Raw genomic sequence first — 23,937 nt, forward strand, 5'->3', positions numbered from 1 at the left:
GCCGGCATCGGCTATTCAGCCGCCTCGGCATAGTGTGCCGGCACGTAGTTGAGGATGGGGCCAAGCCAGCGCTCGACCTCGGTCAACGGCATCGCCTTGCGGCGTGCATAATCCTCGACCTGGTCGCGCTCGACCTTGGCGACGCCGAAATAATAGCTTTCGGGATGCGACAGATAGATCCCCGAGACGGATGAACCCGGCCACATCGCATAGCTTTCGGTCAGTCTCACGCCGGCATTGCCTTCGCCGTCGAGCAGCCGGAACAAAGTCGCCTTCTCCGTATGGTCTGGCTGAGCCGGATAGCCGGGCGCCGGTCGGATGCCGCGATAGGGTTCGCCGATCAGCTCGTCCGGCGCCAGCGATTCGTCTGGCACGTAGCCCCAGAATTCCTTGCGCACCTTCTCATGCATGCGCTCGGCAAAGGCTTCGGCGAAGCGGTCGGCCAGCGCCTTGACCATGATCGAGGAATAGTCGTCATTCGCCCGCTCGAACCGTTCGGCGATAGCCACCTCCTCGATGCCGGCGGTGACGATGAAGCCGCCGATGTAATCGGCTTTGCCGCACTCCGCCGGCGCGACGAAATCCGACAGGGCAACATTGGCCTTGCCGTCGCGCTTGGTCAGTTGCTGGCGCAAGGTGAAGAACGTCGCCAGTTCCTGCGACCGCTTCTCGTCCGTAAACAGCCTGATGTCGTCGCCGACGGCGTTGGCCGGCCAGAAGCCGATGACGCCGCGCGGCGCGAACCACTTTTCGGCAATGATCTTGTTCAGCATCGCCTGCGCATCCTCGAACAACTGGCGTGCGGCGGCACCTTGCGCCTCATCCTCCAATATCTTGGGATAGCGGCCCTTCAGCTCCCAGGTCTGGAAGAACGGCGTCCAATCGATGTAGCGCGCGAGCTCGGTCAGGTCCCAGTTCTCGAACACCTTGACGCCTGCGAAGGACGGCTTCGGCGGCTCATATTCAGACCAGTCTATCCGATGCGCATTGGCCCTCGCCTTGGCCAGCGGCAAACGCTGCTTGTCGGCTTCCGAGCGGGCATGCGCATCGGCGACCTTCTTGTATTCGGCGCGCACCGTATCGACAAAGCCATCCTTGCTCTCGTTGGACAGCAAGGATGAGACCACGCCGACCGCGCGGCTGGCGTCGGTGACATAGACCGTCTGCCCCTTGCTGTAGCGCGGGTGGATCTTCACCGCCGTGTGCACGCGGCTGGTCGTCGCGCCGCCGATCAGCAGCGGAATGTCGAAGCCTTCACGCTCCATCTCGGCGGCCATGTGCGCCATCTCGTCCAGCGACGGCGTAATCAGGCCGGACAGGCCGATGATATCGACATTTTGCTCGCGCGCCGTCTGCAGGATCCTGGCCGCCGGCACCATGACGCCGAGATCGATGATCTCGTAATTGTTGCAGGCGAGAACCACGCCGACGATGTTCTTGCCGATGTCATGGACATCGCCCTTGACCGTCGCCATCAGGATTTTTCCGGCCGTTTTGCGTTCGCCATTGTCGATGCCGTTGGCGGCGTTTGCCAGCTTCTCGGCTTCCATGTGCGGCAGCAGTCCAGCCACCGCCTGCTTCATCACCCGCGCCGACTTCACCACTTGCGGCAGGAACATCTTTCCCGCACCGAACAGATCGCCGACGACGTTCATGCCGGCCATCAGCGGACCTTCGATGACATGCAGCGGCCGCTCGGCGGCAAGCCGTGCTTCCTCGGTGTCGGCGTCGATGAATTCGGTGATGCCGTTGACCAGCGCATGGCTGATCCGCTGTTCGACAGTCCATTCGCGCCAGACGAGATCGCGCTCCTGCGCTTCCTTGCCGGCCGTGCCCTTGAAGCGTTCGGCGATCTCCAGCATGCGTTCGGTGGCGGTGCCGCCGGCCTTGGGCGCGCGGTTGAGCACGACATCCTCGCAGGCCTCGCGCAGATCAGGCTCGATCGTATCGTAGACGGCGAGCTGGCCGGCATTGACGATGCCCATGTCCATGCCGCGCTGGATGGCATGGTAAAGGAATACGGCATGCATGGCCTCGCGCACCGGCTCGTTGCCACGGAACGAGAAAGACAGGTTCGACACGCCGCCGGAAATGTGGACATGCGGCAGCGTGGCGGTGATCTCGCCGGCCGCCTCGATGAAGTCGACGCCGTAATTGTCGTGCTCCTCGATGCCCGTGGCGATGGCGAACACGTTGGGATCGAAGACGATGTCCTCGGGCGGGAAGCCGGCCTGCTCGGTGAGGAGCTTGTAGGCGCGGGTGCAGATCTCGACCTTGCGCGCCTTGGTGTCGGCCTGGCCGTCCTCGTCGAAGGCCATAACGACGACGGCGGCGCCATAGGCGCGGACCAGCCTGACATGATGCAGGAAGGCTTCTTCGCCCTCCTTCATCGAGATGGAGTTGACCAGCGGCTTGCCCTGCACGCATTTCAAGCCGGCTTCGATGATCTCCCATTTCGAACTGTCGACCATGACAGGAACGCGGGCGATGTCCGGCTCGGCGGCGATCAGGTTGAGGTATTCGACCATGGCCTTCTTCGAATCGATCAGACCCTCGTCCATGTTGATGTCGATGATCTGCGCGCCGTTGGCGACCTGGTCGCGGGCGACGTCGAGCGCGGCGACATAGTCGCCCGCCGTGATCAGTTTCCGGAACTTGGCCGAGCCGGTGACATTGGTTCGCTCGCCGACATTGACGAAGGGGATCTCGTCGGTGAGCGTGAATGGCTCCAGCCCGGACAGGCGCATCCTGGGCTCAATGTCCGGAATGGCGCGCGGCGGATACTTCCGCACCGCCTCGGCGATGGCGCGGATGTGCTCCGGCGTCGAGCCGCAGCAGCCGCCGACGACATTGACCAGTCCCTCACGCGCGAAATCCTCGATCTGGGCGGCCATGAAGTCCGGGCTTTCGTCATACCGGCCGAATTCGTTGGGCAGGCCGGCATTCGGATAAGCGCAGACAAAGGTGTCGGCGACACCGGATATTTCGGCCAGATGCGCTCGCATGGCGTTGGCGCCGAGCGCGCAGTTGAGGCCGATGGTGAAGGGGTTGGCATGGCGCACCGAATGCCAGAAGGCCGTCGGCGTCTGGCCCGACAGCGTGCGGCCGGAGAGGTCCGTGATGGTGCCCGAAATCATCACGGGCAGGCGCACGCCCTTCTCGATGAAGATCTCTTCCGCCGCGAAGATCGCCGCCTTGGCGTTCAGCGTGTCGAAGATGGTCTCGATCAGGATGATGTCGGCGCCGCCATCGATCAACCCGCGCAGCTGCTCGCCATAGGCGAGGCGCAAATCGTCGAAGGTCACGGCGCGATAGCCGGGATTGTTGACGTCGGGCGACATCGAGGCGGTGCGGTTGGTCGGCCCGAGCGCTCCGGCGACAAACCTTCGCTTGCCGTCCTGCTGCTCGGCCCGAACAGCGGCGCGCCTGACCAGCCGCGCGCCATCGCGGTTCAGCGCATAGACGGCATCTTCCATGCCGTAGTCGGCCTGGGCGATCGAGGTCGAGGAGAAAGTATTGGTCTCCAGGATGTCGGCGCCTGCGATGGCGTACTGGTAATGGATCTCCTCGATCGCCCCGGGCTGGGTCAGGATCAAAAGGTCGTTGTTGCCCTGCTGATGGCAGGCGCAGCCGGCGAAAGCCTCGCCGCGGAATTGGTCCTCGTTAAACCCGAGGCCCTGGATCTGCGTGCCCATGGCGCCGTCGAGGATGAGAATGCGCTCGCGTGCCGCCGCTGTCAGCGCGGCAAGCACTTCCGAGCCGTCCGGTTTTGCCGCGACGGGGCCGAACAATGCGTCCAACGAGGCAGAATTCTGCGACATTTTTTATCCCTTTGGCGACAGGCCTTTTCATGTCACATAAGGATATCTTTATGTCAATATACGACAGATGCGCGTGATTGTCACCCACCCAACGCGAAGGCGGGTCCGTGGCGCCGGTTTCCGACGGACCTACGCTATGTCGACGCTTGCCAGGAAGCGGGCGAGGACCGGATTGAAGCGATCCGGCGAATCCCAGAACGGCGCGTGGCCGGATTTGTCGAGCAGATGGGTCTTGCCTTCCCATAGATTGGAGAATTTCACAGCGGAGACGAAATCGGTGTTGACGAATGGCTCGTCGATGCCGTTCAGAACGGCGATCGGCGGCGTCTTGCCGGCCACGATCTCGCGCTGGTTCCGGCCAGTGCCGGCCGCGAACTTTTCGAACATCAGGCGCCGCGCCCGTCCATCGGTGCGCGCCACCGTGTCGATGAGAAACGGCTCGAACGGCTCGCCGCAAGTGCTGCGCGCATAGGCCTCCACGTCGGCGCCGGTGAAGGTCTCCTGCCCGGCGAGATGCATATGCGGGCTCGGCTTGAATCCGCTGCCGACCTCCTCGGGCGAGACAGGCGGCGTGCCGGTGATCATCAAGCCAAGCAGGCCGGGAAAGCGGTCGATCATCTCAAGCCCGATATGGCCGCCGAGCGACCAGCCGAAGACGATGGCCTTGTCGATGCCGAGCAGCCCGAGCACTTCGGTCATGGCATCGGCATAGCCTTCCATGCTGTAGGAACGCTCTGGATCGATCGCATCGCCGGACGCTCCATGGCCGGGCAGGTCGGGAGCGATGAGGTGATATCGCTCACCCAACGGGCCGTCCAACTGGTTGCGGAAAACGGCACTGGAAGATGAATTGCCGTGGATCAGCATGACAGCGGTTCCCTGGCCGCTGGTCTCACGCACCGCGATCTTGCCATGGCTGGTTTCAAGGGTCTTCTGCGAGATCGTCATTGTCCGCTCCGTCGGGACTTGCCCTGTTTTAATGCAGTTGCGCAGCAAAGCGCCACGGCTTCCATACCTTTGCGGGAACCTTGTTCCCGGCCAGGTTGCGTTGAAAAATCCTTTTCAAATAAGAACAATTATGCGTAGATTGTCAATTATCCAACTCCCGATGAACGGGAGGAAAACAGGGAACAGCACGATGAAGCCCAAATCCGCCGCAAGTCGAATCCGCCATATGCTGATGAGCACGACGTTGATCGGCATGTTTGCCGCATCAGCCGCCCCCGCCTTTGCCGACGTCGTCAAGATCGGCCTGCTTGCGCCGCTCACCGGCCCTGCCGCGGCGGACGGCCAGGAATTCCAGCGCGGCGTGCAGATGGCCATCGACGAAGCGAACGCAGCCGGCGGCGTTGCCGGAGATACGTTCGAACTGGTGGTCGGCGACGTCAAGGATCAGTCCGCCGGCAACGTCACCAGCGCCGTCGAACGCCTGCTTGGCGATCCGGGCGTGCACTTCATGCTGACCGGCTATGCCAGCCTGACCAATTTCGAGATCGACAACATGGCCGAGGCGGAAATGCCCTACATGCTGGCGGCCACCTCGCAGCAGACCAGGGACATCATCGCGCCGAGCCCCGACAAATACATGTGCTGCTGGTCGCTGACGCCTTCCTTCGACGCCTACAACACCGACGTCACCCTGTTCGTCGAGAAGCTCGCGGCCGACGGCAAGATCACCCTGCCGACCAAGAAGGTCGCCATCATCTCGTCCGACAACGCCTATTCGAAGACCATCTCCGAAGGCATGAAGAAGACCTTCAAGGACAAGGGCTGGACCATCACCGTCGACGAGATCGTACCCTTCGGCGAAGTGACCGACTGGCGTTCGATCCTCGCCAAGGTGCGCGAGAACGTTCCCGATGTCGTCATCAACACCGACTATCTGCCGGGCAATTCGGCGTCGTTCCTCAACCAGTTCCTCGAGCAGCCGACCAAGAGCCTCGTCTTCCTGCAATACGCGCCGAGCGTTCCGGAATTCGTCGAGCTGACCGGCAAGAAATCGGATGGCGTCATCTACAACCTGCTCGGCGGCGCGCTGACGACGCCGAAGAACCCGCGCGCCGATGAGGTGGCAGCCAAGTTCAAGGCAAAATACGGCGTCGAGAGCGGCACCTACGGCGTCGGCCTCTACGAAATGACCAATGTCTATTTCGATGCGGTCAAGAAGGTCGGGGGCGCATCCGACCATGCGGCGATCATGAAGGCGCTGTCGGAGACGGACAAGCAGGTCGCGGAAGGGCGGCTGAAATTCGATCCCGCCACCCACCTTGCCACGCAGGGCGACGACTATATTCCGATCACCTTCTTCCAGATCTGGGATGGCCAGCGCACGCTGATCTCGCCGGAGAAATATGCCACCGGCGCCTTCAAGCTCCAGCCCTGGATGAAGTAGGGAATGGCCCTGCTTGAACTGGACGACGTGTCGAAGGCCTTCGGTTCGCTGAAGGCCGTCGATGGCGTGTCGTTCAAGGTCGAGGCCGGCGAGATCTTCGGCATCGCCGGCCCGAACGGCAGCGGCAAGAGCACCCTGTTCAACATCATCACCGGCATCCCGTTCGGGCCCGACCGGGGCAACATCCGCTTTGACGGCATTGCCATAAACGGCAAATCGGGACACGCCATCGCGCGCCTCGGCCTTGCCCGGACCTTTCAGCGCGAGACCAGCTTCGACGGGCTGACCGTGTTCGAGAACGCGCTGATCGGCGCCAGCTACGGCAAGCAGGAAAAGACAGCGGCCACGGCCCGCAATGCCGCCGCCGAGGCGCTGGAGTTCGTCGGCCTGGGATCCCAGTCGTTCGGCCGGCTTGCCGGCGAATTGTCCGTGTTCGAGCGCAAATGCCTGATGCTTGCCACGGCGATCGCCATGCAGCCACGCATGCTCTTGCTCGACGAGCCGGCATCGAGCCTGACCAAACCCGAGATCGAGACGTCGATCGGCCTGATCCGCCGCACCGCCGAACGCGGCATCACCATCCTGTTGATCGAGCACGTGCTGACTTTCCTGATGAGCCTTTCGCAGCATCTGCTGGTGCTCAACAATGGCCGCGTCCTGGCCGCCGGCGATCCGGCAGGCGTGATCGCCGATCCGCACGTCATCGAGGCCTATCTCGGCACGAGGAGGTCGGCGGCGTGAATCCCCTCCTCAGCGTCGAAGGCGTCACCGCCGGCTATGGCCGCGTCACCGTGCTGCACGACATCTCGCTGGAGGCCGGCCGCTTCGGCAATGTCGGCCTGTTCGGCCCCAACGGCCATGGCAAGACGACGCTGCTGCGTGCGATCTCCGGGCTTCTGCAGCCGAAGAGCGGCCGCATCCTGTTCGACGGGCAAGACATTGTCGGCCACAGCGCACGCGCCATCGTCGGCGCCGGCCTGATCCATGTGCCGCAAGGCAACCGGCTGTTTCCCGATCTCTCGATCGCCGACTGCATGGCGCTCGGCGCCTATTCGCCGCGGGCCCGGCCGCATGAGGCGGAAAACCGCGAAAAGGTGGTCAAGCTGTTCCCGAAACTGGCGGAACGCTGGCGCCAGCGCGTGCGCACGCTGTCGGGCGGCGAGCGCCAGATGGTGTCGATCGGCACGGCGCTGATGAGCCATCCGCGCCTGCTGATCCTCGACGAGCCGACGCTGGGGCTGGCGCCCAAGATCAAGGACGAGCTCTGCGCCTCCGTGATGGACATTTCGCACGGCGGCGTACCGCTCATCGTCGTCGAGCAGGACATCGAATTCCTGCTGGAGCTGACGCAGCAACTCTACCTCGTCAACCATGGCGCCGTTGCGACCGAGATCAAGCCGGGCGAAAGCCTCGACCACGGCGAGATCATGTCGATGTATTTTGGCCATTAGGAAAATCCGAAGATGAGCGCATTGGCGGAAATCCTGTTCGGCGGCCTGTTCCAGGGCTCGCTCTACGCCATGATGGCGGTCGGGCTGGCTCTGGTCTGGACGACGATCGGCGTGTTCAATTTCAGCCATGGCGTGTTCATGATGCTGGGCGCCTACATCGCCTGGCAGCTGGTCGAACTCGGCCTGCCGGCGGCGGTCGCCTTTCCCATCGCCGTCGTCGTCATGGCCGGCGTCGGCTGGATCCTGCAGGCGAGTGTCGTGCGGCCGCTGATCGGCCGACCCAACATCGTGCTGGTCGTCGTCATCACCACGCTGGCAGCCGGGTCGCTGATCGAGAACGGCGCGCTGACCATCTGGGGACCGCGCTCGAAGCAGATCCCGGCGCTGATCACCGGCAACACCACCGTCGGCGCCGTCGGCGTCTCCCTGCACCAGATCGCCATCATCGTCATCACGCCGCTGATCCTGGCCGCACTTTGGATGTTCCTCAACCGCACGCGGCTCGGGCTGGCGCTGCGCGCCGTGGCGCAGAACGAAGATGCCAGCCATCTGGTCGGGCTGAACGTCACCGCGCTCTATGGGCTGGCCTTCGCCATTGCCGCGTCGCTTGCAGGCCTCGCCGGCATCTTCATGGGCGGCTATCGTTTCATGTCGCCGGTGATGGGCAGCGACCCGCTGCTCAAGGCGCTGATCGTCGTCGTATTCGGCGGAATATCGAGCATCTCGGGACCGATCTTCGCCGCCTATCTGATCGGCTTCTTCGAGGCCGCCTGCAGCTATTATTTCGGCCTGTACTGGACGCCGGCGCTGCTGTTCGGCGTGCTGATCCTGACCCTGATGGTGCGCCCCGAGGGCATCTTTGCCAGCCGCTCCCGAGGCCTAGCATGACCGACACGACATCGCCGATCACCCTTAGCCACACAGAGGCGGCAACCCCGATCGCTCCCGGCCGCACGCCGTGGAAGCAGGAGGCCATCGGCTTCGTGCTCGGCTTCGCCTTTCTGGCACTGCTGCCGCTGATCTTCGGCGACACCTATGCCCGCCACATCCTGATCATGGCCTTCATCTATGCGATCGTCGCCTCGAACTGGGACCTCAGCCTCGGCTATGGCGGCGTCTTCAATTTCGGCCATCTGGCGCTGTTCGGCATCGGCGTCTATGCCTACAGCCTGCTGACCAAGCTGGCCGAATTCGATCCGTGGATCGCGCTGTTTGCCAGCGGTGTCATCGCCACCCTGGCGGCGATCCTGGTGACCATCCCGATCCTGCGGCTGAAGGGCATCTACATCATCCTGGTCACTTTCGGCTTCGCGCAGCTGGTGATGCAGGTGATCATCAGCCAGTCCGCCATCACCGGCGGCACGCAAGGGTTGGTGCGCATTCCCGGGCTATACGTGTTCGACCACAACATGGTCCGTGACGGCAAATCAGCCTATTTCTACATCGCGCTGGCGCTGCTGGTGGCGAGCACCCTGTTCCTGCGCGTGTTCGTGCGCTCACGCACCGGGGCCAGCATCGTCGCCTTGCGCGACAATGAGGAATACGCCATCAGCCGCGGCGTCTCGATCGTGCGCCAGCGCATGCTGACGCTTGCCGCGAGCGCCTTCTTCACCGGCATCGCCGGCGCCTTCTACGCCGCCTACCAGCGCAATGCCTCGATCGACGTCTTCGGCATGAGCCTTGCGACCATCATCCTGTCGATGGTGCTGCTTGGCGGCACCAGCACTATTTACGGCGCCATCATCGCCTCTTTCGTGCTGACGATCTTCGCCGAATGGATGGCCGATTTCGGCGCGTGGCGGCCGATGATCACGGCGGTGCTGATCATCGGCGTGATGCTGGCCTACCCGAGCGGCCTGGTCGGTATGATCAAGGCTTCATGGGGCGCCGTCGCCGAACGCCTGAAGCCCCCGGCCTGACCGTTTCGGACTGGCGGCTCCGCCTCAGCGGATGCCGCACCAGTCGATGACCGAAGCGGCGATCACCTTGGCGGTCTCGACCACCGATTCGACCTCGACATATTCGTCGGAACCGTGAAAGCCGTCGCCTGACGGGCCGAAGATGACACCGTCGACGCCGGCGCCGGCATAGTGCGCGGCATCGCACACGGCGACGAAGCCACGCGCCTGCGGCGCCTTGCCGACTACCGCCTTGCGCTTCATCAGCGATGTCACCAGCGGATGGTCGACCGGCGTGTTCATCGGCGGAAAATGCAGCCCGCCGAGCTCCCATTGGATCGCAGGCGGGTTGTCGCGCAGCCACGCATCGGTCTGCGCGAAATGGTGGACGAACGCCTCGAAATCGCGGCGATAGTCGGCCGAATTCTCGTCGGGCAGGAATTTCATGTCGAGATCGAGCACCGCGACATCGGGAATGATGGCCGGGTTGGTCATCACGGTCGGCAGGCCGTGCTCGCCAAGGCCGGTGCCGCCATGCATGACGCCGATGTTGATGGTGTTCATGCCGAGCGGCAGCAGCGGATGCGATTTTGCTCGCGTCCGGTCCAGCTCATACTGGCGCACGGCGGCAATGAAGCGGGCGGCGATCTCGATCGCATTGACGCCCGGCTCCAGCCGGTCCTTGTCGTGGCGCTGCGGATAGATCTCGTTGTAGCGCAGCGCCGAATGGGCGTTGCGGCCACGGATCGTCACCCGCGCCCATTCCAGCCCGCCTTCGACCGGCAGGACATCGCCCCAGGTCGGTTCGGCGACCAGCACCGCCTTGGCGAGCTTGCCCTTCTTCACCGCGTCCATGGCGCCGAAGCCGCCGGCTTCCTCGTCGACGACCGAGTGGATGGCGAGCCGGCCCTGCAGCGTGATGCCCGCCTTGCGGATCGCGCGCGCGGCGGCGATGCAAGCGGCGACGCCGCCCTTCATGTCGACGGCGCCGCGGCCATAGAGCCGGCCATTGGTGATTTCGCCGCCGAACGGATCGACCGACCAGTCCTTCATCGCGCCGACCGGCACGACGTCGATATGGCCGCACAGGATCAGGCTGCGGCTCTCGTCTCCCGCCCATTCGCCGACCAGATTGGGCCGCCCGGGCAAGGCATCCCATTGCTCTGTCCTGAACCCGTCCTGCTTGAGGATCGGTTCGAGCAGCGCCTGGACATCCGCCTCGCGGTTGATCGCCGGATTGGGCTCGAATTTGGGGTTGACCGAAGGGATGCGGACCATGTCGCGGGTCAGGCCGATCAACCAGTCGCGATCGGTCTCGATCTCAGCCTGCACGGCATCGATGATGGTCTGGTTGTCGGGCATTGTCGCTTCCTTTTCTGCGTCGCGGCGCTTTGCATCGCTGCACTGGGCGCAACGACACTATTTCCTTGTGGCTTTGGATTTGGCGGCGTCGTCGGCCGAGGACGATAGGACGGTATCGAGCGTGACCGCGTTGGCGCTGCGGATCTTCTCGATGTCCTCGATGCGCTTGCGCACCCCGGCGCCATGGCCCTCCAGCGCGTGGGCAAAGACGGTTTCCATCTGGGCAACGGCCGTCGCCAGCGTGTCGAACGGCGAGTTGGCGTCGATCGCCGCGACCATGGTCAGGTCCGCGATGTCAGATATCGGCGACAGCCAGACATCGGTGAACAGCAGGATGGAGACGCCGCGCTCCTTGGCCTGCTGGGCAAAGCTCACCACGTCCGACTGGTAGCGCCGGTAATCGAACACGACGAGGAGGTCGCGCTTGCCAAGGTCGATCAACAGGTCGAAATCGGCGGGACTCAACGAACCGATGTCGCGCACGCCGGAGCGGAACTGCAGGAGATAGCCGGCCAGCATGGAGGCGATATGCCGGCTGAACCGGCCGCCCAGCAGCACGACCTGGCCCTTGCTCTCGAGCAGCATGTTGACAGCGCGCGTGTAGGCCTGCACCGGCACAGCCGTGCGCGTACGCTCCAGGCTGTCGGAAACCGAATGGAAATAGGCAAGTGCGGTGCCTTCGCTGGAGCCGCCCGGACGCTTGGCCTCCATCATCAAAAGCGGCGAATGCAGCCTGGATTCGACTTCGGTTAGCAGGCGTGCCTGGAAATCGGCAAAGCCGACATAGCCAAGCTTGGTCATCAGCCGCGTCACGCTCGGGTCGCTGACGCCGGCGCGCCGTGCCAGCCGGGTTGCGGTGCCCAGCCCCGACATTGGGTAATCGGCGAGCAGGACCTGGACGATCTTCTCTTCCGCGGAGGTGAACGCCACGGTCATGTTGGCCAGTTCTTCGCGGATCGACATGGTCATCGCCTATCGCTGACGGAAGATGATTATCTTACAATTTTGTGAAATGGTGTCAAATCTGGAAAAAGTTTTACAGGATTGAATCTAGCCGCGCAGATCGCCCGCATGCGCCAGAATCCAATCCTTGCTCACTGCCATATGCACTTTCGATCTCGCTTGAGTATCTTGGCGGCGAGCCTGGTTCTCACGGACCCCGTTCCGGGGCCGGTTGTTACGGACGTGAAGTGAGGGTCATAACCTCAATCCAAAACCCCATCAAAGCGTCATTGGTGAACTGGTGCCCGCCGAACACGGATCGTGACGAAGCTGAACTGGCATTCGAACTTTTTCGCCAGTTGATGCATCTTAAGTCCATGGGCTACGAAACTCATATCGTGCCGAGTGATGCCGAACTGGCCCTTGCCGCTCGGGGCGGCGATTGTGGTTGCCTCGGCCTGCTGCTGGAACGTCATCGCGCACGGCTCTATGCGATAGCGCTGAACATGCTCGGCTATGGGGCGGACGCCGAAGATGCTGTGCATGAGACTTTCCTGATCGCGCTGAGGCGCATCGGCGAACTCAAGGATCCGCAAGCCGTCGGTGGCTGGCTTCGCACTGTGTTGCACCGCTGTTGCCTGCAACAATTGCGTCGAAGACGACGCGAGATCTTGACCGCCGACATTCCAGACCGCCCAGACGAACGCGCAAGCATTGAGGAGCGGCTGGAGAAAGTCGCGCTTCGCGAATGGGTTTGGGACGCCCTACGCAAGCTTCCCGAGCCGCTGCAGGCGACCGCCATGTTGCGCTATTTCGGAAGCTATCAGTCTTACGAGGAACTGGCCGCCATTCTGGGTGTCCCGATTGGGACGGTTCGCAGTCGTTTGTCGCAAGCCAAACGCAAGCTTGCCGAGATGCTGCTGGAAACGGCGGGCCTTGCCGACACAGAGGCTCGCTCGCAGTCTCGCGAGCGCCAGCGATTCTACTCCGAAATTTTCAATGGGCTCAACCAGCATGGCGAGCGTGACCGCTTCCTTGGGCACTTTGCAGAGGACCTGCATCTTGTCCGCGGGACGAGCAAACCAGTGCTGGGTCGCTCATTCCTTGCCTGGGAAGTCGACGCCGACACGGAAGCCGGCGTCCGCCTGGAACCGCAGCGCATTCTCAGCGCCAGCCAGGTCACTGTGATCGAGGGACTATTCGTCAATCCGCCGGAAGACCCTTTCCACTGCCCGCCGGGTGTCGTCCTGGTGATCTTTCAGCGAGACGGCAAGGCCCGACGCTTGCATCTTCATCTTTCGCCGCGTCCGCCTAGAATCGACGACGACTGATCGAACTTTTTCTCCCGTCCGTGACTCCTTACAGCACGCGGGCATCATCTGGCCCGGACGCAAATGGTTCCAAAGAGGAGAGAGATCATGTTCGCCTTCGCAGTTTCCCATGTTGCTTCCATCGCACACCACGGCGAGCTCGGGCCCAGCCGCTCGCGCCGCCTCCTTCACACGGCGTTCGCATCGACTGTCGTCTGCGCCACATTGTTGTCATCAGGCTTAGGCTGGGCCGGTCAGGCTGAGGTCGACGCCACCTATAAGGACGTCGAGCGGACGCTCGGCTCGGTGCCGACCTTTCTCCATCAGGTTTCAAAAGCAGCGCTGCCGGGCGCCTGGGCAGAGGTGAAGGCTCTGCAGTTCTCCAGCGAAACCGCCCTGCCGCCGAAGGTCAAGGCTCTGATCTCGCTCGCCGTCTCCGCACAAATTCCCTGCCAGTATTGCATCTGGGAAGACACCGAGAGCGCAAAACAGGCGGGCGCAACGGAGGACGAGATCGAAGAGGCCGTCGCTATCGCCGCTCTGTCACGGCACTGGAGCACAATCTTCAACGGCATGCAGGTCGACTTTGAGACCTTCAAGAAGGATCTCGGCGGCGACGCTCAGGCTGCCGCGCCTGCCAAGTAGCGCGAGCCTTGTCGGCACATTGTCGGGATTGGGGCCAGGCCGCGGCAACCGTCGTCGGCATCCGCGGACCGGAATAGGGAGTGGAATTCTCATTTTATAGGGAGGTAAAGATGCCAGTAGTCTTCGGAGAAACCGTCAGCACAGTCAAAGATATCGTGTCCGTGCTAAAGAAACACGGTGACGCGGTGCGTGGCACCTATCGTGCCCGCTACCGCTTCGACCCGCAATCAGGCGATCCTTACACAACACCGCTACTGGAGCGACCGGCGAGCCTCAAGGACAATTCGCCGACCGCCGTCTTTCCCTGGGAGCAGATCTTTGCCGCGGCGGCTGTGTGCGCCGGCTCGGATTATCCGATGCTGGCAGCGCATGCGGGGGTCGATCTTCGTTCGGTCGATTTCATCGCGGAAGGCGTGTTCGACCCGCGTGGCGAGTTCGACGGACTTGATGGGCTCACGGCGCCCGTGGACGCCCGGCATTGCTACGTGTCCCTGCACCTCAGCGCAACCGTGTGTTCTTCGGCGCCCCGCGCCGATCTGGAGAAAATTCATGAACGCGCGATCTCGCACAACATGGTGCTTGGCGCCCTTAGAGGAATTCCCATGACCAGCGAATTGGTGATTCACCAGGCGTGATCCTTGTCGCAGAACTCGCCCGCTGGGCGGCCTGTGGCTTAGTCCCGCCGGTTGCGGCCGGCGGGGCCAAATATGCCTCGTGCACGTTTGCGCCGCCACCACGATCCTGGCAAGTTCGCGGGGCGATCTGCTCGAAAGGCAACGGATGGCGGCCGACAGCAACGAGCCGACTGCCCGCTGCAGTAGCGCGCTGCTCGCCAAGTGTTATATCGCGGAAGGGTTCGGCACGGGTTGCGAATCCCGTAACGGCCCCGGCCATCGATATGGCGCAACACATTTCGATACTGGATCGAACGGTGCTTTCGCCCCTATTTGAAACTGGCGATGGGCAGGAATTTCACCGCGGAGCCGGTGAAGCGGCGGTGATCGGACGTCCGTCCCCGCGGTTGGAATCCATCGAGATAGACATGCTCCGGCGCCGTGCGGATGAAATTGGCGGCAATCATGGGCGCCCCTGTTGATGCGGCCCCACCGGCAACAGCGCGATCTGCCTCGGAATCGGGGCGCCGCTGGACACGGTCGGCCTTGGGGTTCGCCCTGACGCGATCTTCTGGCTTTGACGCAGGCGCCGCGATCCGCTCGCCGGCCAGCCCGTCGTCGGGGTGATGCATGGCCAGCAAGACACCGATGGCATCGCCAGATTTGGCTGCTTCCAACTGGCGCGTCGGGCTTGACTGGCTTTCCGGCCGCCATGTCGGCAATGGGACGTTGAGCGCCATCATCTCCGGCGCGACGCTCGTGGCAGCGGCATCGGCATTCGCGGCGTCCGGCTTGGCAACGGCCAGCTCGGCCTGCGCCGTGGACGCGCCGGCGATTGCCAACGGTGCGGTTTCCGGGGTGGGAACGGGTGCCGTGAACTCGGCGCGCGGTGCGAAGGCCGGCAGCGGCACTGAGCCCGGTGCCATCGCCATGACGATCGCTTCAGGCGTCTTCCCCTTCTGCCCGGCAAGCGGTTCTTCGCCTGGATCGCTGGCAGCAATCTGGATGTCCGCCCGCTGGGCATCCTGCGGCGGCACGATAGCGATACCCTGTCCGGCCGGTCTGGGTTCGACGGACCTCGCCGGTTTGCGTGGCGCCGGCACCGCTTCGGCGACATCGTCGGACTCGTCTGCGCCGCCCCCGCCCAAGAGCGTCGCCAGCAGGCCACGCGGCCTGCGTTGGCCGCCGTCGACGCTTGCCAGCTCGATGTTGGGCGTGCCGGCGCCCTTGCGCGATTTGTAGGCGGCAAACGCCTGCTCATAGCCGGGCAGCGGTTTGCCGTCGCTCGGCACATGCAGTGTGTTGCCGTTCGGAAATACCCTGGCGAGTTCCTGGCGGCTGATGCCCGGCCAATGCCGCACATTGCCGACATCCATGTGTATGAAAGGCGAACCGGAGATGGGGTAATAACCCACGCCGCCGCCCTGCATTTTGAGGCCGATGTCGCGCAGCTTCTTCAGCGGCACATCCGGCAGGAAGAAATCCATCGCGCGGCCAACCATGTGTTGGCTCTCCCGGGCCACGCCCTTCGAGCGGCTGCGCAGCATTGCGTTCGTCGCCGGCGAACGATAGGCGCTGACCACATGGATATAGGCTGTCGAGCCGCTGGCGCGATAGGCCTGCCAGACAAGATCGAGCAGGCGCGGATCCATCTTCGTCGGTTCGTTGCGACGCCAATCGCGCAGCATGAGATTGATCTTCTTCAATCCCGCCGGATCATAGCGCCCATTGCGCTTGAAGACGATTTCAGCCTTCTCGCCCGTATGGAGATGTTGAATCCTCAAAGCACGCGTCTCCGCGAACGCGCCGGTAGCGCACAGGCAAAGGAACGCTGCGATGATGGCAGGCAGGGTCCAAAGACGGGAAGCACCGGGGGCGTTTTGCACGTTTTCGCTCACGTTCATGCCTTGCACGTTCTTTTGTTTCGGGCGATTTAGATTTCCGCCCAGATCAGGAGCCTTTCGGCCCTCTTCCTGACAAGCATGGATCTGACCGGCGAAGACGGGCATCCATGCCACAATACGTCATGTCGATGAATAGCATCTTGGTTAATGAATCGTGTCTTGCCGGAATGCGCTTCGGCTGGATTTGCCTGTGGCAGCCATTTTCTGAAGCAATGCACCGCTGATCGGGTCCGCCAGCACGAGGGCCGCGCCATCCCATGTACCCGCCTCGCCCTCGCAAATGCAGAGGACGATCGTGCGGCAACAGGGATGTTGGAAACTGGTGCTGCGAGAGAGGATTGAACTCTCGACCTCTCCCTTACCAAGGGAGTGCTCTACCACTGAGCTACCGCAGCCGCTGATGGCGGGGCTTCTGCCATATCGAACCGGCAAGCGCAAGGCCAAGTGCAACGCTTCTGTGAAAGGCTTTGCCGGATGGCTTTTAATGACATGGCAGTGCCACAATGTTGGCTATCCCTGAACAGCAAGCTGGTGGGTCGCCGGCGGGGATGGGGCGATGGACGACAAGACAATTCCAGTGAAAAAGGATGGTCCACCGAAAAGCAGCGCAACAATCCGCAAGGATCGGCTCGCCGAGCAATTGCGCGCCAATCTGCAGAAGCGCAAGGCGCAGTCGCGCTCGCGGCGGACCGGCGAGGCCGACCTGCGCCCGGACGGGCTCGCTGCATCGAAGAAAATACAAAAAGATTAACTCAAATAGGTCACTCTTGGCCTGGGGTGGGCGAAATCCTATTTCTTGAACCAGATTGGCCAATGGTCTAGACGGGCCGCTACTCAAACGATTGAACCGGCCCTTTTTTGGCCGAGAGGGACGTTCTTCCATGGATCGCATCAGAATTGTCGGAGGCAACAAGCTCTCCGGAAGCATTCCGATCTCGGGCGCGAAAAACGCGGCGCTGCCTTTGATGATCGCCTCGCTTTTGACCGACGACACGCTGACGCTGGAAAACGTGCCGCATCTGGCCGATGTCGAGCAGCTGATCCGCATCCTGGGCAACCACGGCGTCGATTATTCGGTCAATGGCCGCCGCGAGAAGCAGAATGAGGGCTATTCGCGCACCATCAACTTCTCCGCCCGCAACATCGTCGACACCACAGCGCCCTACGAGCTGGTGTCGAAGATGCGCGCCTCGTTCTGGGTGATCGGCCCGCTGCTGGCGCGCATGGGCGAAGCAAAAGTGTCGCTGCCGGGCGGTTGCGCCATCGGCACGCGGCCGGTCGATCTGTTCCTCGAGGGCCTCCAGGCGCTGGGCGCTGATATCGACGTCGACACCGGCTATGTCATCGCCAAGACCCGGAATGGCCGCCTTGTCGGCAACCGCTATATCTTCCCGAAGGTCTCGGTCGGCGCCACCCATGTGCTGATGATGGCCGCGGCACTCGCCAAGGGCGAGACGGTGCTGGAAAATGCCGCCTGCGAGCCCGAGATCGTCAATCTGGCCGAGTGCCTCAACGCCATGGGCGCGAAGATTTCCGGCGCCGGCACGCCAACCATTGCCATCGACGGCGTCGAATCGCTCTCCGGTGCGCGCGTGCGCGTCATTCCCGACCGCATCGAGACCGGCACCTATGCGATGGCCGTCGCCATGACCGGCGGCGACGTCGTGCTCGAAGGCGCGCGTGCGGACCTGCTGCAGACCGCACTGGACGTGATCGCCCAGACGGGTGCGGAGATCACGCCGACCAATTCCGGCATCCGGGTGAGGCGCAACGGCGCCGGCATTTCGCCGGTCGACGTGACGACAGCACCCTTCCCGGCCTTCCCGACCGATTTGCAGGCGCAGTTCATGGGCCTGATGACCATGGCCAAGGGTAAGTCGCGCATCACCGAGACGATCTTCGAGAACCGCTTCATGCATGTGCAGGAACTGGCGCGGCTCGGCGCTCACATCACGCTTTCGGGCCAGACGGCGATCGTCGACGGCGTGCCGAAGCTGAAGGGCGCGCCGGTCATGGCGACCGATCTTCGCGCCTCTGTCTCGCTGGTCATCGCCGGCCTGGCGGCGGAAGGCGAGACCACGGTCAACCGCGTCTACCACCTCGATCGCGGCTTCGAGCGGCTGGAAGAAAAGCTGTCCAACTGCGGCGCGGTGATCGAACGGATTTCGGCGTAGCCCGCGACCTCGGCTCCTCTCTAGCAACGCAGGAGATTGGCGAAATCCTTCGCGGCAGCGTCCTTCTCCCCGTCACTATCCGGGGAGAAGTGCCCGGCAGGGCGATGAGGGGCAGCGCAGAGCTGCAGCTGTTGGTGCGGTTGCACCGATCGCCAAGACCGCCTAACAGAAGGCTGAACAATCAACCTTCAGGTGCGAAATCCGTATGACCGCCCTTAAGCTTATCGCGCTCGACGACCAGGATCTGAGCATCGTTTCGGCTCATGTCCAGGATGCCGTGCTGAAAGTCAGCGACCTCGAATTCCTCCCCGCGGCCAAGCGTTTCCTGCTGACCATGAACCGTTTCGTCTGGGAGGCAAAATCCGGCCTGTTTCGCCAGCATAATGAGCGACGGCAGGCCGTGCTGCATTTCGACCGCGTGCTCGGGGCCAAGACCAGCGGTATTGACCGCGACAAGCCTGCCGAAGTCCTGTCGCTGCTGGCGATCAGCTTCATCGAGATCAGCAAGCCGGCCGGCATCGTCGAGCTGATCTTCTCGGGCGGCGGTGCGATCATGCTCGACGTCGAGTGCATCGAGGCCCGTCTTGCCGACATCGGCGGGGCGTGGGAAGCCACCTCGCGCCCCATCCACAAGGCCTGAGCGTCCGATGGCCATCACGCTTCGTCAGTCCGATGCCGATTTCGAGCAACGTTTCGCCGCCTTCCTCACGACCAAGCGGGAGGTCTCCGCCGATGTCGATGCCGCGGTGCGCGACATCATCGCGCGCGTGCGCGCCGAGGGCGACGCGGCACTGATCGACTATACGCGGAAATTCGATCGCGCCGATTTGACCGGCCTCGGCATTGCCGTGTCTAAGGAAGACATCGCAACCGCCTACGAAACGGCCGACCCAAAGACGATCGAGGCGCTGGAGTTCGCGCGCGACCGCATCCGCTCGCATCATGAACGGCAGCGGCCGAAGGACGATCGCTATACGGATGCCGCCGGCGTCGAGCTCGGCTGGCGTTGGACGGCGATCGAGGCCGTCGGGCTCTATGTGCCGGGCGGTACGGCGAGCTATCCGAGCTCGGTGCTGATGAACGCCGTGCCGGCCAGAGTGGCCGGCGTCGAGCGCATCGTCATGGTCGTGCCTGCGCCGGGCGGCATCATCAATCCGCTGGTGCTGGTGGCAGCGGACATATCAGGCGTGTCCGAAATCTACCGCGTCGGCGGCGCGCAGGCGATCGCCGCCCTCGCCTATGGCACCGAGACAATCCGGCCGGTCGCCAAGATCGTCGGCCCGGGCAATGCCTATGTCGCGGCAGCCAAGCGCCAGGTTTTCGGCACCGTCGGCATCGACATGATCGCCGGGCCATCGGAAGTGCTTGTCGTGGCCGACGGCAGCAACGATCCGAACTGGATCGCTGCCGACCTGCTGGCCCAGGCCGAACACGACGCTTCGGCGCAGTCGATCCTGATCACCGACGATCCGGCTTTCGGCATCGCGGTCGAACAGGCGGTCGAGCGCCAGTTGCAGAGCCTGCCACGCGCTGAAACGGCAGCGGCGAGCTGGCGCGATTTTGGTGCCGTGATCCAGGTGTCGGCCATCGACGCCGCGCTGCCGCTGGTCGATCGCATCGCCGCCGAACATGTCGAACTGGCCATCGACGACGCCGAGGGCTTCCTGTCGCGGATGCGCAATGCCGGTGCGGTCTTTCTCGGCCGCCACACGCCGGAAGCCATCGGCGACTATGTCGGCGGCTCCAACCATGTGCTGCCGACGGCGCGCTCGGCGCGTTTCTCGTCCGGCCTGTCCGTGCTCGATTTCGTCAAGCGCACGTCGATCCTCAAGCTTGGACCGGAGCAGTTGCGTATCTTGGCGCCGGCGGCGATTGCGCTGGCCAAGGCGGAGGGTCTTGACGCGCATGGACGCTCCGTCGCCATACGGTTGAACATGTAGGCGGCGATGTCTGGCCCCGATCAAACCCGCGCCAGGCTGATCGATGTCGAACTCGATGAATCGATCGGCCGGTCAACGCCGGATGTCGAGCATGAACGCGCGGTGGCGATCTTCGACCTGATCGAGGAGAACAGTTTCCAGCCCGTCAATGACAGCGGCGACGGCCCTTACCGGCTGAAACTGTCGCTGGCCGAGCAGCGCCTGGTGTTTGCCGTGGCGCGCGAGGATGGCACCGCCGTCGTCACCCATATCCTGTCGCTGACGCCGCTCCGGCGCATCGTCAAGGATTACTACATGATCTGCGAAAGCTACTACGACGCCATCCGCTCCTCGACGCCGAGCCATATCGAGGCGATCGACATGGGCCGCCGCGGCCTGCACAATGAAGGTTCGCAGACGCTGATGGACCGGCTGTCCGGCAAGATCGACATCGACTTCGATACGGCGCGCCGGCTGTTCACGCTGGTCTGCGTGCTGCACTGGCGGGGCTAGCCCTGTCGCCCGGCGCCCTGCCCCGTTCGATCCTGTTCCTGTGCGGCATGAATGCCGTGCGCTCGCCAATGGCGGAGCAGCTGGCGCGCCGGATGCTGCCCGCCACCGTCTTTGTCGCTTCGGCCGGCGTTCGCGCCGGCGAGCGCGATCCGTTCGTCGATGCGGTGCTGGCCGAAGAAGATCTCACGCTGGGCGAGCGCCACCCAAGGACGATGGACGATCTCGAGGACGACTATTTCGACCTCATCGTCACGCTGGCACCCGAAGCGCACCACGCCGCACTCGAACTCACCCGCTCGCTCGCCGTCGAGGTCGAATATTGGCCGACGCCGGACCCGACCGACGCCGGTGGCACGCGCGAACAGATCATGGCAGCGTACCGGGACGTCCGCGAGCGGCTGAAGGTGCGCATAGGCCGACGTTTCTTGCTTCCAGAGGCAAAAAACGCGACGGATTAAGCGTGTTCACAAGCGGACGATTATCATATAGGTTCCGCCGAAATTCCGGCCAGGGTGCTGGAACTACCATCCAAGCAAAGGTATCGAATGCCGAAGGAAGAAGTCCTCGAGTTTCCGGGTGTCGTGACGGAATTGTTGCCGAACGCGATGTTCCGGGTAAAGCTCGAAAACGAACACGAAATCATCGCCCATACGGCCGGCCGCATGCGCAAGAACCGCATCCGCGTGCTGACCGGCGACAAGGTTCTGGTCGAGATGACGCCATACGACCTGACCAAGGGCCGCATCACCTATCGTTTCAAGTAAGCAAAGCCCGACTGGTCCGCGATGAGCATTTTGCAGAAGCTGGTGCTTGCCTCGGGTTCGCCGCGCCGAATCGAGCTCTTGCAGCAGGCCGGCATCGAGCCGGACCGCGTGCTGCCGGCCGATATCGACGAAACGCCGCTGCGTGCCGAGCATCCGCGCTCGCTGGCCAAGCGGCTGTCGAAGGAAAAGGCCGAAAGGGCGTTTGCGTCACTGAAGACCGAAGCCGACTATGCGCCGGGTTTCGTGCTGGCCGCCGACACGGTGGTTGCCGTCGGGCGGCGCATCCTGCCCAAGGCAGAAACCCTCGACGACGCTGCCAACTGTCTGGGGCTGTTGTCGGGCCGTTCGCATCGGGTCTATTCCGGCATCTGCCTTATCACCCCGGGTGGCAAGCTGCGCCAGCGCCTGGTCGAGACGCGGGTGCGTTTCAAGCGGCTGCCGCGCGAAGAGATCGACGCCTATATCGCCTCGGGCGAATGGCGCGGCAAGGCGGGCGGCTACGCCGTCCAGGGCCTCGCCGGCGCCTTCGTCGTCAAGCTGGTCGGCTCCTACACCAACATCGTCGGGCTGCCGCTCTATGAGACCATCGCGCTGCTGAGCGGCGAAGGCTTCAAGGTGCATGGCAGCTGGCTGGCGGGAACCCGGCTGTGAATTCCGATCCCAAAGTCACGCCCTTGCGCCCAAAGCGCCCCTGCCCCGAATGCGGCAAGCCCTCGGCGCGCGACAGCTTTCCGTTCTGCTCGACGCGCTGCAAGGACATCGACCTCAATCGCTGGCTGAAGGGCGCCTATGTCATCAAGGCCCGCGATGACGAGGAAGAGACGGATCCCGACGCTCCGAAATGAGGTCGTCAGGCGGCCTCGGTCTTGCGCGCCACCCGCGCCCAGCCCGGCAGCCAGTCGCCGTGAGCGGCCAAGAGATCATCGACCAGTGACCAGATCTGGTCGAGATCGAGTTCGGCCGCGGTGTGCGGATCCATCATCGCCGCGTGGTAGATGTGCTCGCGGTTCTCGGTCATCAGAGCCCGCACCGTCAGTTCCTGCACGTTGATGTTGGTGCGGATCAGCGCGGTCAATTGCGGCGGCAGGTCGCCTATATAGGTCGGCTGGATGCCGGAGGCATCGACCAGGCACGGCACTTCGGCGGCGCAATCCCGAGGCAGCGAGGTGATGCAGCCATTGTTGCGGACATTGCCGTAGATCACCGACGGCTCGCCGGTCCAGACCGAATTCATGATCGAGGAGGCATATTCCCGGGACTGCTCTACCTCGATGCGATCGGCCGAGCGATAGGCTTCAGCCTGCCCCTTCCAGCGCTCGATCTGTTCGATGCAGCGCTTGGGATATTCATCCAGCGGGATGCCGTATTTCTCGATCAGGTCGGGGCGGCCGTCCTTGATGAAATAGGGCGTATATTCGGCAAAATGCTCCGAGCTCTCGGTGACGAAATAGCCGAGCCTGGTCAGCATCTCGTAGCGCACCTTGTTGGGACAGCGCGGGTTCCAGCCGGGCTTGGGCGCGCGGCCTTCGCGATAGGCGCGCACGAGATCTGGGTAGAGGTCGCGGTAGGAACCGTCCGGCTGGCGATGCTCGAACTTCAGATAGAACGCCATGTGGTTGATGCCGGCCGAGCGATAGCGGATCTCTTCGTAGGGAAGGTCGAGGTCTTCAGCCAGCTCCATTGCCGTGCCCTGCACCGAATGGCAGAGGCCGACCTGCCTGATCGCAGGGTATTTTTCTGCTATCGCCCAGGTGTTGATCGCCATCGGGTTGACATATTGTAGCATGATCGCATCGGGGCAGACGGCGAGCATGTCTTCGCACACCTTCCACAGATGCGGCACGGTCCTCAGACCCCGCATGATGCCGCCGACGCCGAGCGTGTCGGCGATCGTCTGGCGCAGGCCGTATTTCTTCGGCACCTCGAAGTCAGTGACGGTGCAGGGCGCGTAGCCCCCGATCTGGAAGGCGACGACGACGAAATCCGCGCCGGCCAGCGCCTTGCGCTGATCCGAATGGGTCTCGGTCTTCGCCTTGACGCCAAGCGTCGCGATCAGCTTGTTGACGACAATGGCGCTCTCTTCCAGCCGCTGCGGATTGATGTCCATCAGCGCGATCGTCGCGCCGGACAGCGACGGGCGCTGCAGCACGTCGCCGACAATGTTCTTCATGAACACCGTCGAGCCGGCGCCGATGAACGTGATCTTGGGATTTCTTGCCATGCTAACC

23 protein-coding genes and 1 tRNA gene are annotated in these 23,937 nt (G+C 63.2%); 17 read left to right on the top strand and 7 right to left on the bottom strand.

The window, feature by feature from the left end:
• Positions 1-11: 11 nt before the first annotated feature.
• Both metH and A4R29_RS21490 read right to left on the bottom strand, forming a co-directional pair.
• On the bottom strand, positions 12-3,821 hold the full coding sequence (metH, locus tag A4R29_RS21485; RefSeq protein WP_063172839.1) for a methionine synthase: 3,810 nt from the start codon (positions 3,819-3,821) through the stop codon (positions 12-14).
• A gap of 129 nt (positions 3,822-3,950) precedes the next feature.
• Positions 3,951-4,769 (bottom strand): alpha/beta fold hydrolase, encoded by an 819-nt coding sequence (locus tag A4R29_RS21490; protein ID WP_063170051.1) that lies wholly within the window; start codon positions 4,767-4,769, stop codon positions 3,951-3,953.
• 190 nt (positions 4,770-4,959) lie between these two features.
• Between A4R29_RS21490 and A4R29_RS21495 the strand changes: the two genes are divergently transcribed.
• Genes A4R29_RS21495 through A4R29_RS21515 form a run of 5 tightly spaced genes read left to right on the top strand, consistent with a single transcriptional unit; the run spans position 4,960 to position 9,583 of the window.
• Complete coding sequence (locus A4R29_RS21495; RefSeq protein WP_063172840.1) at positions 4,960-6,213, top strand: ABC transporter substrate-binding protein; 1,254 nt, start codon at positions 4,960-4,962, stop codon at positions 6,211-6,213.
• A 3-nt stretch (positions 6,214-6,216) separates the two neighbouring features.
• Positions 6,217-6,954: an ABC transporter ATP-binding protein gene (locus A4R29_RS21500; protein WP_024504790.1), complete on the top strand. Its 738-nt coding sequence runs from the start codon at positions 6,217-6,219 to the stop codon at positions 6,952-6,954.
• Positions 6,951-7,664 (top strand): ABC transporter ATP-binding protein, encoded by a 714-nt coding sequence (locus A4R29_RS21505; RefSeq protein ID WP_063172841.1) that lies wholly within the window; start codon positions 6,951-6,953, stop codon positions 7,662-7,664. The genes A4R29_RS21500 and A4R29_RS21505 overlap by 4 nt, the downstream gene beginning before the upstream one ends.
• Positions 7,665-7,676: 12 nt before the next feature.
• Entirely contained in the window at positions 7,677-8,552 is an 876-nt protein-coding gene (locus A4R29_RS21510) for a branched-chain amino acid ABC transporter permease (protein WP_063172842.1), read from the top strand.
• The gene (locus A4R29_RS21515) at positions 8,549-9,583 is read left to right on the top strand and encodes a branched-chain amino acid ABC transporter permease (RefSeq protein ID WP_063172843.1); all 1,035 of its coding nucleotides are present in this window, start codon (positions 8,549-8,551) and stop codon (positions 9,581-9,583) included. Before A4R29_RS21510 ends, A4R29_RS21515 begins: the two co-directional genes overlap by 4 nt.
• A 24-nt stretch (positions 9,584-9,607) precedes the next feature.
• Here the strand turns inward: A4R29_RS21515 and A4R29_RS21520 are convergent, their stop codons facing one another.
• Together A4R29_RS21520 and A4R29_RS21525 are read right to left on the bottom strand one after the other, a co-directional pair.
• Positions 9,608-10,924 (bottom strand): M20 family metallopeptidase, encoded by a 1,317-nt coding sequence (locus tag A4R29_RS21520; protein WP_063172844.1) that lies wholly within the window; start codon positions 10,922-10,924, stop codon positions 9,608-9,610.
• Between the two features lie 57 nt (positions 10,925-10,981).
• The gene (locus A4R29_RS21525; protein WP_063173773.1) at positions 10,982-11,887 is read right to left on the bottom strand and encodes a MurR/RpiR family transcriptional regulator; all 906 of its coding nucleotides are present in this window, start codon (positions 11,885-11,887) and stop codon (positions 10,982-10,984) included.
• 227 nt (positions 11,888-12,114) lie between these two features.
• Between A4R29_RS21525 and A4R29_RS21530 the strand changes: the two genes are divergently transcribed.
• The 3 genes from A4R29_RS21530 to A4R29_RS21540 all read left to right on the top strand — a co-directional run bounded on the left by A4R29_RS21530 (position 12,115) and on the right by A4R29_RS21540 (position 14,456).
• Entirely contained in the window at positions 12,115-13,197 is a 1,083-nt protein-coding gene (locus A4R29_RS21530) for an RNA polymerase sigma factor (protein WP_167355185.1), read from the top strand.
• An 87-nt stretch (positions 13,198-13,284) separates the two neighbouring features.
• Positions 13,285-13,821, top strand: coding sequence for a carboxymuconolactone decarboxylase family protein (locus A4R29_RS21535; RefSeq protein WP_024504783.1), 537 nt, complete (start codon positions 13,285-13,287; stop codon positions 13,819-13,821).
• 110 nt (positions 13,822-13,931) lie between these two features.
• Positions 13,932-14,456, top strand: a complete 525-nt coding sequence (locus tag A4R29_RS21540) for an OsmC family protein (RefSeq protein ID WP_013530204.1) — start codon at positions 13,932-13,934, stop codon at positions 14,454-14,456.
• Between the two features lie 308 nt (positions 14,457-14,764).
• On the opposite strand, the gene A4R29_RS21545 is transcribed toward A4R29_RS21540, so the two are convergent.
• Positions 14,765-16,339 carry a peptidoglycan L,D-endopeptidase MepK gene (locus A4R29_RS21545; RefSeq protein WP_063172846.1) on the bottom strand — a complete coding sequence of 525 codons (1,575 nt, stop codon included), beginning with the start codon at positions 16,337-16,339 and terminating at the stop codon, positions 14,765-14,767.
• Positions 16,340-16,659: 320 nt separating this feature from the next.
• A tRNA-Thr gene (locus A4R29_RS21550) sits at positions 16,660-16,734 on the bottom strand.
• A 161-nt stretch (positions 16,735-16,895) separates the two neighbouring features.
• Here A4R29_RS21550 and A4R29_RS21555 point away from each other — a divergent pair.
• From A4R29_RS21555 to yacG, 9 genes are all read left to right on the top strand, one after another.
• On the top strand, positions 16,896-17,090 hold the full coding sequence (locus A4R29_RS21555; RefSeq protein ID WP_013530202.1) for a hypothetical protein: 195 nt from the start codon (positions 16,896-16,898) through the stop codon (positions 17,088-17,090).
• Between the two features lie 130 nt (positions 17,091-17,220).
• Entirely contained in the window at positions 17,221-18,513 is a 1,293-nt protein-coding gene (murA, locus tag A4R29_RS21560; protein ID WP_013530201.1) for a UDP-N-acetylglucosamine 1-carboxyvinyltransferase, read from the top strand.
• Between the two features lie 205 nt (positions 18,514-18,718).
• Positions 18,719-19,153, top strand: a complete 435-nt coding sequence (locus A4R29_RS21565) for a DUF2948 family protein (protein ID WP_013530200.1) — start codon at positions 18,719-18,721, stop codon at positions 19,151-19,153.
• Between the two features lie 7 nt (positions 19,154-19,160).
• A complete protein-coding gene (hisD, locus tag A4R29_RS21570; protein ID WP_063172847.1) occupies positions 19,161-20,453 on the top strand; it encodes a histidinol dehydrogenase in 1,293 nt (430 codons plus the stop codon).
• Positions 20,454-20,459: 6 nt separating this feature from the next.
• A complete protein-coding gene (locus A4R29_RS21575; protein ID WP_013530198.1) occupies positions 20,460-20,945 on the top strand; it encodes a UPF0262 family protein in 486 nt (161 codons plus the stop codon).
• Positions 20,933-21,403: an arsenate-mycothiol transferase ArsC gene (locus A4R29_RS21580; protein ID WP_013530197.1), complete on the top strand. Its 471-nt coding sequence runs from the start codon at positions 20,933-20,935 to the stop codon at positions 21,401-21,403. Before A4R29_RS21575 ends, A4R29_RS21580 begins: the two co-directional genes overlap by 13 nt.
• Before the next feature lie 87 nt (positions 21,404-21,490).
• On the top strand, positions 21,491-21,709 hold the full coding sequence (gene infA, locus A4R29_RS21585) for a translation initiation factor IF-1 (protein ID WP_006200926.1): 219 nt from the start codon (positions 21,491-21,493) through the stop codon (positions 21,707-21,709).
• 21 nt (positions 21,710-21,730) lie between these two features.
• Positions 21,731-22,360: a Maf-like protein gene (locus A4R29_RS21590; RefSeq protein WP_063172848.1), complete on the top strand. Its 630-nt coding sequence runs from the start codon at positions 21,731-21,733 to the stop codon at positions 22,358-22,360.
• Positions 22,357-22,554 carry a DNA gyrase inhibitor YacG gene (yacG, locus tag A4R29_RS21595; protein ID WP_013530195.1) on the top strand — a complete coding sequence of 66 codons (198 nt, stop codon included), beginning with the start codon at positions 22,357-22,359 and terminating at the stop codon, positions 22,552-22,554. Before A4R29_RS21590 ends, yacG begins: the two co-directional genes overlap by 4 nt.
• Before the next feature lie 5 nt (positions 22,555-22,559).
• On the opposite strand, the gene melA is transcribed toward yacG, so the two are convergent.
• A complete protein-coding gene (melA, locus tag A4R29_RS21600) occupies positions 22,560-23,930 on the bottom strand; it encodes an alpha-glucosidase/alpha-galactosidase (protein ID WP_063172849.1) in 1,371 nt (456 codons plus the stop codon).
• Positions 23,931-23,937: the final 7 nt, after the last annotated feature.

Origin of the sequence: Mesorhizobium ciceri biovar biserrulae (assembly GCF_001618845.1) — a bacterium.
Classification (GTDB): domain Bacteria; phylum Pseudomonadota; class Alphaproteobacteria; order Rhizobiales; family Rhizobiaceae; genus Mesorhizobium; species Mesorhizobium ciceri.